This window comes from Providencia sp. UF-224 (genome assembly GCF_058245955.1).
The window spans coordinates 1-8,791 of record NZ_JBSICC010000058.1; the positions used below are offsets into that span (position 1 = coordinate 1).

Consider the following 8,791-nt stretch of genomic DNA (forward strand, 5'->3'; position numbering starts at 1 on the left):
TCCGTCGCCAGCGTCACCGTGTTACCGGTCACCGCCAGGCCATTTTTCGCTTGCACCGACACTTCTTTCACTTGACCCACATCCGCCGCCACCAAGGTGTAACCCGGTACCGTGCCTGAGGTGGTCACACTGCTGCCGCTGCTTACGGCCGCCGCGGTGTTGCCTTTGTTGCCCCACGCGTAGGTGGATTTGTCGGTGTTGTCACCGCCGTTCGCATCAAACGCGTACTGCCCGGTCAGCGCTTTACCCACGGCCAGCTCACCTTTTAACGTCAGGTTCGCCACTTGCGGTTTGCCCGCCGGATCGATCACCTCACCCGGGTTTTCACCGCCACTGCCGCTGCCGCCGGTGGTGTCATTACCCTCGGCTTTGCTTGCGTCCGTCGCCAGCGTCACCGTGTTACCGGTCACCGCCAGACCATTTTTCGCCTGCACCGACACTTCTTTCACTTGACCCACATCCGCCGCCACCAAGGTGTAACCCGGTACCGTGCCTGAGGTGGTCACACTGCTGCCGCTGCTTACGGCCGCCGCGGTGTTGCCTTTGTTGCCCCACGCATAGGTGGATTTGTCGGTGTTGTCACCGCCGTTCGCATCAAACGCATACTGCCCAGTCAGTGCTTGACCTACCGCCAACTCGCCTTTTAGCGTTAAATTTTTAACGCTAGGCGCTTCCGTGGTGCCCACTTTCATCACCAACGCTGGGAGCAAAGTCCCATCAACCACTGGCGTGATCGTAAAATCACCCGGTGAATCCCCTGCCGTCAGCGTGGCTTGATAGACCCCTGGCGATATCTCTTTAACCGATCCGATCGCCGCGCCATGTAAATCACCTGACACATTCAGTTTCAAACGTTCAGCCGCGCCGGTAACCGGTTTGCCGTCCGCATCTTTCACCGTCAGCGTCAACATTGACGTGGATTTTCCATCTGCAGGGAGTACATTGGGCTCAGCCGTAAACGTTGACAAATCACGACTAATATCCGCCGCAGTCACAACCACTTGAGTCGAAACAGGCTCAGACACATTGCCTTTCTGATCGACAGCACGCCCCGTGATGGTATAACTGTTTGCACCGCTGCTTTGCCATTCCGGCAACTGAACACTGTATTGTCCCGGTGCGGTTTCAATAATTTTGCCGCCATGCGCCAGCAGTGCCGGCGCACTCCATTCGATCGTTTTTAGCCCGTTTGGCGAGCTGACATTCACATTTAATGATTTAGTCTCGCCCGATTTTCCGCTGATCGTGGAGGCGATGGATAAGTGAATTTGATTTTGCTTGCGGTATTCCAACACAATTTGGTTGTTACGCTCAACCAAGTCATAACGGCTGCCCGCCACATTTCGACGCTGCGCAACAGAGCTTGGATCGATTTGTTTCGCCCACGGTGTCCCGATTTCATAACGAACCCCGAGGTTAAGTTGGGTATCCCCACCCCCACTGGTTCCTTGACGGCGATCAACCCCCACGGTCAGTAACGGGAATGGCGTATAATTGACCCCAAGAGTCACCGCACTTGGGTCTTTTTCGCGGCTATCTTGCCCCAACAGCCCCACATCTTTGCCAAAATACTGTTCATAAACCAATTTACCACCCAATTGTGGGTGTGATGGTAAATACGCCTCGCTTCGTAAATCAAATCCATTTGCCGCACGCGCTTGATACCCGTCCAGTCCAGAAGCATCTTGCCAGCCACTTAACCGAAAATAGCCATTTGCCCCCAACTTTACGTAGTCCCGCCAGTATTCAACGCCCAAGCCCATGCGGGTATGCTCTTGCGTAATGTCATGGTCAAGGAAGACGTTATACCCCGCCATGCTGTTCGGCGAGCTAAAGTGACGCTGCCCAAGACCGATATTGGCCGTAGTACGCTTATCCACATGCCGCACCCCCATTTGGGTGTACGTCATCACGTCCTTGGTATCATGCAATGGCAGCAAGAGGTCTAATTCGCTGCCATCTAAATTGGCTTTATCATCAATGCCTAACTTCACGCGCGCCGTGCCATAACCTTTTAGCCAATCTTGAATTTCTTGTGTGGCTTTGTTCGTCGCCAAACTGCGGGCTTTATTCACCGCCGTACCTGTCACATCACCGGACTGCAAAGCCCCCGCCACTTCCGTAGAATATCGCGCGACATTTCGTTCGCTATCGGAGGCATTCCCGCGCTCCCCTCCTAAGGTAAACATCCCATCGGCACGAGGAATATCAATCTCATCCCCGGGGCCTAAACGCAAAAAAGGTTTCGAAAAGGTTCGAAACTGATTGACTTTTTCCAGCTCTTTTACCGTTATCCCCAAATTCTTTGCCACGATAGTGACGTTCTGTCCGGGTAGTAAGCGATAGGGTTGTGTCTGTGAATTAAGCAATTGAGACTCTGCTTGTGTTACCGGCTTAGCACTCACAAAAATAGGCGTTAAGCTCGCCGTTACCGGAAACAACAATTGCGTCACAATATTAACCCAAGCCACCACACGAAATCTCTGAGAGTGCCGAGAAACCGCTTGATTTTTCGTTTTCATAATAACCTTTATTGTTTTGTTTGATTATGGTTCTCAATACCGCCGACTCATTTCTCAACGAATGAAAAGCGGCGAAATTGGATTTCAATGATTTTTTTGTGAATGCCCTGTGTTCGTCAAAATAGGCACTCCCCCCCCCTCCCTTCCTGACATCATTTCAAAAAAGTACATCCGTGCAGAAAAGTCATCCGTGTTATTCAAATGACCTAAGTTGTTTTCCACCACATAAGCGTTGCTCAATATCTGGCGGTAATAGTTGAGTCTGCTTGAGGTTAAACAACATAGAGTATGGGAACAGCACACTGAGATCATGGTGATGCAACATGCTTTGCTCAATGTGATGGCAGATACGACCGATAAAGTCACTCGGCTTCGCATCCAGTACGTACAACAACAGAACCAACATATCGAAAGCAATCAGGTTTTTTCCGCTTTCGTACCGAGAAATTTGTTGCTGAGAAAGATTGAGCAATTGCCCTAGCTCTTGCCCAGATATCCCTTTACTTTTTCGTAAACGACGGATTTCTTGGCTAATAGAGTCGGTGACAATCGGTCTCAATTGAGCAATAAAAGGAGGTTGCTCAAGTAACGGCATTTTCATCATGAATACTCCATGTTGGGCGCTACGCTTAATTAAAAAGCGGGAATGGTGAGATAAAAACCCCTACCGAACAAGCAACGTTCAGTCTCATATCAACAAAGCCCGCATGTCTTATTTCAGGCAATAAAACACTTCATTCCGTTTTAAAATTAAAAATGTCGTCAAAAGATAAGTGTATTTTTAGTCTTTGTGTTACGTCATCGAAAAAAGCAAAATCATGGATAACAAAAAAAACATTATTTTTAGTAATCAATAACCAATTAAATCATAACAACCAATATGCGTACATCGCGACATCTAAAAGGAATTTCACTTAAAAATCCAACTGTTTGTATCGATAGATTTTGATATTTTGATAGTTACTAACTATCAAAATAAAAACATTGATCGCTAGTAACGATCAAATGTATAATTAACCCGCAAATAAGCGCCATATATTTGCTATTTTGTTTAGATGGTATTTAGAAGTCCTATGCTTCCACCGCACGCTGCTTTCCGTGACAGCGTGCGGTTTTTTCATAAAACCGCCATGAAAATAAAAAGATTAATTAATTAATCTACCAAGGTAAATACATTTTAAAGGAGTGTTTACCTCCATACGCAATACCCACACAACGAGTTGTTTTATTTAACAATTGTTTAATTAGAAGGGCTTTACCATGTCAAATGAACGCAAATTAGGTGTTTTTCAGCAACATAACAAAAGGCAACACAATGAGAAGTCATTGACACGAAAAAACACTAACGGTGCAAAATGCAAAACACCCTTGCCATGTTTATTTTTTTTAGGATTGAGCCTGATGATGATCCTTGGCTATGCTCATCTTTCGTGGGCTCGCGGTGAGGCACATTTAACCTTTCACATGGGATTAGGAGCGAATGGTCAATTTGTCATCGGCGGCACAATTGAAAACCAAGGGGATAACGCAGTAGAACGAGGGTACGTGATGATATTACCAGTCAATAAGCGTTGCGAGCCTCTCGATTTTGTATGGCAATCCTTTGGGCCTATACCACCAAACAGCAAAACAGAGTTTAAAATTCCGATTACCGATCCTGAATTTGAACGCTACCGTCTCGCCGGATTTGCCGCATTTGATGAAATGGGCTTTGCGTTACAAGCCAAAGATGATACAGCAGAAATTATCGAAGCCAGGCAGCCCGCAGAAAGAGAAACCTGCCAACTATCTCAAAACGAATCTCTAAAATCGCCGGATTAAAAAGAAAGCACCAACAAAAAAGGGGATCAGTAAGGCAAGAGGGTTACAGCTCTGGGCGAATAACAGGGGGGGATCAACGGCGTGAGATGGCGATTCGTTAAGAGGCCCCCACGAGAGGCAGCATATGAGTAACAGACGATGAAGTGGCATCGCTTCTTTCAGTGCATTTTATGTGCCGCACAAAGTCTTATTTTGGCGGCATTGCTGGTGATGCTACTTGTTTTATTTACACATTGGTTTTAAGCGCTTTTACCTTCACACAATGCACTGACGAGCCATATGCTTTATCCAATGGCTTGGATTTCATGCCACTCTTGGCAGCACCATGCACACCCATTAATTCGACAGTAGCCATAACTTTTGGCGTGCAAAACCGCCTGTACGCTGCGGGAAAATTTTCCTAAATACAATCGATTTAATGAGTTCGGTAAGCGCTCACACCCTTGGCGATGGAGCTGATAAAAATTATATTCATCAATTAACGTATTTAGATAAAAATCCATATATCCTCTAACCGTGAAAATGTTCAACACCCAGCACATCGCAGGAATGATCTGCAGACAGTGAAAAAAAGGTATCTAACAAAAAAAGGAAAGATACCTAATTAAATTCGGAGGACTTAATAGCAATAAATCTCAATAATAAAAAACACAATAAGGGAATATAAATATATCAGTTAATAAAATAAAGATAAATAAAAATAAACGAATTCGCCAAACAACAATTTTAACGGGTATTTTTAACGCCATATTGAAATTGTATTCAACAATAAACAAGGCCGATAAATTATTGAGTAACATGAATAGCATATAATTTAAAAAAATAATAGCATTGATAGGCAGAATATATTATACCCAGCTAATTAAAATAATACTTAAATGAGTTCACGCTTATTATATTTTTAACTATTCGTGAGCCTGCGTCGGTATTCACACAATATGCTACAGCCGTATTTATCAAAATATCATTGATGTTGATTTCTCAGCGCTGATGAGTAAAGGCTGAGCCCTACTTTATCTTTTGATAAAATAGAGCTCAAATTAAAATCGCACGAAAAATGGCGTGGTGGCAAATGGTCAATCACGAGGGTATATCGACTTTCGGATAGGCTTCAGTGTAGTGTTCACCGCCACACCCAAAATAAGTCACTTCACGAGCCATAAAGTCAACAACATACCGTGTCACTCCAGCTTGCCAAATGGCGAGTAAGAAATGAGAAAACGTGGTTTTCCCCGCTTGATCTTCACGCAGCGCATGAATAACCGCAAGATTATCAAAGACGGGAACGTTTGATATTCCAGCAATCAATGGCGTCCCCTGCATAACGACTGGGCCATAATCGGTTGTGTATACACTTTGGCAAGAAGGCAGTACCCACTCATTCACTGTCACCCCTGCAGCTCGGAGCACTTCGGCTAAGTAAGGAAAACCTCCAATCGCAGGGCGCATTGCCATTGCCTTTTGAATTGCCTGCTCAAGGTTATCAATCGCGTCATTCATCTTCATTATCCTGATAAGGGTTATAGGTAGTAAGCTCCCAACATCTTGTTATATCAACCGACCTTCTCACACACCAAGTTGCTCATGTCACTAGGTGAAATTAAAGGTAGAGCGACCGTTCACCTTCGGGACGCGTTTTAAATCGGCGATGAGCCCACAGATACTGAGCAGGTGCCCTCAAAATTTCAGTTTCTAATCGCGAATTAATCACAGCGGCGCTCTGCTGCGCATCATGGTATGGAAAATTTAAAATTTCTTCACCTAAGATTAAGGAATACCGCTTACCACACTGGTTTCGTATTAACGTAACCGTCAGTATGGGAGAGCCTGATAGTCGGGCTATCGATGCGGTTCCCTTTGACGTAGACGCGGACGGAACGGCGAAAAAAGGAGCAAAAACAGTGCCTTTACGCCCAAAATCTTGATCTGGGGCAAACCAAATGGTTTGCCCCTTTTTAAGCTCTTGGATCATAAACTTCAAATTTTTTCGATCTATCATGCCTTTATTCGAACGCATCCGGCTTTTAGTTTGCACATACTCAATCCACGGATTATCATTCGGTCGATACGTGGCGTTAACAGGAAAACAAAGCCCCATGACTCGCCCGCCAAGCTCGATTGACATCGAGTGGATCCCCAAAAGAATCACCCCTTTATTTTTGTGGCTCGCTTGTAGGAAATGCGGAGCACCAACCACATCAAACAGTTTTTTTAAGCGATTATCATGCCAAAACCAAGCCATCCCCGTTTCAAATAATGCAATCCCCAGCGAAGATAAATTATCGGTCACTAATTGTTCAATCTCACGCTCGCTCTTTTCTGGAAAACACATTTCTAAGTTACGCCGTATAATAAAGACCCTCCGCTTCATAAAAAATCGGGTACACTTCCCAAGATTAGCCCCAATGGCTATTAGCCATGAATACGGCAATTGAACTAACACAAATAAGCAGAAAAGACCTATCCACAATGTAAAGTACCGAGGATGAAGCAATGCGAAAGAAAATGAATTTTTTGTATACATAGTGTCCTGATTTTGCCCAAAATGAGAAGAATAGCTCACTCAGCATTAATTTATGACAACGCGCCCCCCAAAAAAAGTGAGCCATTTTGTCGATGGTCGTGTTTATCTCAAACCAAGATAAGAGCGAAATTGAGATACGTGTATTTTTTACTGCTCTCTCAACGTTTTTCCTATGTTTTGTGACGGCATGATAGTAAATCATCGATAAAGTTGACGACGAATTTTATCTTGTTCTATCGTTTTTATATTTAATTTAATATCAATACAACACGTTAAGCTTGTTGTATTTAATTTTTGTTGTTTTTTTTAATTTTACTTTTTTTATTCACTTGCTCTTAAACAAAAAAAACTTATTATTATGAAGACATTTATATTTATTTCATAATATTATTTTTGGCATTCATTTAAGTCACCGTGAATGCCTTTTTTATATTTTTATAATGACTAAATCCATCTCTTTAATCGTTGAACACAACGGCAGTCCATTTAGCGCTCTCTTCATTCAAACAAATTTTATGTTATATAAAACCCAAAATAATCATAATTGTATTAGAATAACACCGTTAATACGATGTTAGATTGTTAACATATGTTGTAACTTAGCGCTATATTAAGATATATTATACTTAAATATCAATATGAACCAATATAAAAATGATTATTCCAAAAGCGATTTTTTTAAATTATAAATACCAGAAAGAAAAAAGTAAAAGTATGTACACTGTCCAGCAAGAATGTCAAAAAATGATAGGGGAGCTCGTCGCTGTTTTACGCAACCCAAACTTACACCACTTCGGCGAAATCACTCATTTTTTCAAAAAAGAAGAGTATACACAGCTGTGTTTAGATAAGAATGAGGCAACACTCAATAAAGCCGTTTTATCCCTCTTTAAATTAGCGGGGTATCGCATTGAAGTATCTCGGGCAGACTCAGGGCTATTTATTTCTTTAAGCTGGCAAAAATTAAGTACACCAACATAAGGGTACCCATTTTTTGTATAATTTATTTATAATAATAATATGAATGACTGTTATTTAATAAACAACACACCATACTTAACAACCTGTATTACAGGTTATTTTATTGCACATAATATTTTAAATAAAAAGATTTATATATCAACTACGACAATACAACACGCTGCAAAGGTATTTTTATGTGAAAAAGCTTTAATATAAAATTATTCACTAATCTTTATCTATTTTATTTACCTTATCTCTATCGAATGCTATATTTCACTCGCAAAATCTTGCTGCCTATCAAGAGGCATGTGTAGCAGCGCATACATTGGCTTTTTTGTGCTTTTTAGCCGTTATACGCTCTTCGTATAACGGCTCTTTTTTTCCTTATTTTAATTGATATATTGTTGCGCTATATAGCTTTTAGCCTTATTCTATTAAATGATTAATGAGTCAGCTTATTATCAACCATCGCGCCAGAAAAATTAAAATTTATGCGTTCAGAAAATGCACTGATAATGAGATTTTTGGTCATGTACTCAATCCGGTGAGTAACCTGTAAGATAGGGTAATTTATCGGAGAATATTCATGGCTAAAGTCGATGTAAGGTGCTCATTTTGTCAACAAACTCCCTCAGTGAAAAAACATGGATTAAGGAGCACTGGCCATCAACGTTATCGTTGCCAAGACTGCTGCCGAAGCTTCCAACTCGATTATGAATATCGCGCCTGCCAACCCGGTACTAATGATAAAATTATCGACCTTACGATGAATAATGCCGGTATTCGAGATACTGCTAGGGCCCTTCATATCAGCATTAATGCAGTTTTTCGTACTTTAAAAAACTCTCGTCGAAGCAGGTAACTTCTTTACCGCTTGATAATTTGGGGGGTTGTGCACATTTCCTCGAAATGTGCCACCGTATTAAAATATTACTTTAATTATCAAATTATTAGCTTTTTA

At 42.3% G+C, this 8,791-nt stretch carries 7 protein-coding genes and 1 pseudogene; 3 read left to right on the forward strand and 5 right to left on the reverse strand.

Features of this window, described 5'->3' with window-relative positions; all coding sequences use genetic code 11:
- Positions 1–2,522 (reverse strand): inverse autotransporter beta domain-containing protein (locus AC4IFO_RS22410; protein ID WP_490737730.1); only part of this gene is annotated, 2,522 nt, incomplete at its 3' end.
- A 193-nt stretch (positions 2,523–2,715) separates the two neighbouring features.
- Positions 2,716–3,126 (reverse strand): helix-turn-helix domain-containing protein, encoded by a 411-nt coding sequence (locus AC4IFO_RS22415; RefSeq protein ID WP_490737732.1) that lies wholly within the window; start codon positions 3,124–3,126, stop codon positions 2,716–2,718.
- 656 nt (positions 3,127–3,782) lie between these two features.
- On the opposite strand from AC4IFO_RS22415, the gene AC4IFO_RS22420 reads away from it, so the two are divergent.
- Complete coding sequence (locus AC4IFO_RS22420) at positions 3,783–4,343, forward strand: hypothetical protein (RefSeq protein WP_490737734.1); 561 nt, start codon at positions 3,783–3,785, stop codon at positions 4,341–4,343.
- A 284-nt stretch (positions 4,344–4,627) separates the two neighbouring features.
- Here AC4IFO_RS22420 and AC4IFO_RS22425 read toward each other — a convergent pair whose 3' ends face one another.
- The 3 genes from AC4IFO_RS22425 to lpxL all read right to left on the reverse strand — a co-directional run bounded on the left by AC4IFO_RS22425 (position 4,628) and on the right by lpxL (position 6,867).
- Entirely contained in the window at positions 4,628–4,846 is a 219-nt protein-coding gene (locus AC4IFO_RS22425; RefSeq protein WP_490737736.1) for a hypothetical protein, read from the reverse strand.
- 577 nt (positions 4,847–5,423) lie between these two features.
- A complete protein-coding gene (locus tag AC4IFO_RS22430) occupies positions 5,424–5,843 on the reverse strand; it encodes a DUF1398 family protein (RefSeq protein ID WP_490737738.1) in 420 nt (139 codons plus the stop codon).
- A 100-nt stretch (positions 5,844–5,943) separates the two neighbouring features.
- A complete protein-coding gene (gene lpxL, locus AC4IFO_RS22435; protein ID WP_490737740.1) occupies positions 5,944–6,867 on the reverse strand; it encodes an LpxL/LpxP family Kdo(2)-lipid IV(A) lauroyl/palmitoleoyl acyltransferase in 924 nt (307 codons plus the stop codon).
- A gap of 714 nt (positions 6,868–7,581) precedes the next feature.
- On the opposite strand from lpxL, the gene AC4IFO_RS22440 reads away from it, so the two are divergent.
- Positions 7,582–7,848, forward strand: a complete 267-nt coding sequence (locus AC4IFO_RS22440; protein ID WP_490737742.1) for a hypothetical protein — start codon at positions 7,582–7,584, stop codon at positions 7,846–7,848.
- Positions 7,849–8,416: 568 nt separating this feature from the next.
- A pseudogene (locus AC4IFO_RS22445) lies at positions 8,417–8,715 on the forward strand (IS1-like element transposase); the annotation flags it as partial.
- Positions 8,716–8,791 lie beyond the last annotated feature (76 nt).

What these genes read in the sequence shown, in the direction of transcription:
- AC4IFO_RS22415 (WP_490737732.1), bottom strand. Translation starts at nt 3,126, where the DNA reads ATGATGAAAATGCCGTTACTTGAGCAACCTCCTTTTATTGCTCAATTG.
- AC4IFO_RS22420 (WP_490737734.1), top strand. Translation starts at nt 3,783, where the DNA reads ATGTCAAATGAACGCAAATTAGGTGTTTTTCAGCAACATAACAAAAGG.
- AC4IFO_RS22425 (WP_490737736.1), bottom strand. Translation starts at nt 4,846, where the DNA reads ATGGATTTTTATCTAAATACGTTAATTGATGAATATAATTTTTATCAG.
- AC4IFO_RS22430 (WP_490737738.1), bottom strand. Translation starts at nt 5,843, where the DNA reads ATGAATGACGCGATTGATAACCTTGAGCAGGCAATTCAAAAGGCAATG.
- lpxL (WP_490737740.1), bottom strand. Translation starts at nt 6,867, where the DNA reads ATGTATACAAAAAATTCATTTTCTTTCGCATTGCTTCATCCTCGGTAC.
- AC4IFO_RS22440 (WP_490737742.1), top strand. Translation starts at nt 7,582, where the DNA reads ATGTACACTGTCCAGCAAGAATGTCAAAAAATGATAGGGGAGCTCGTC.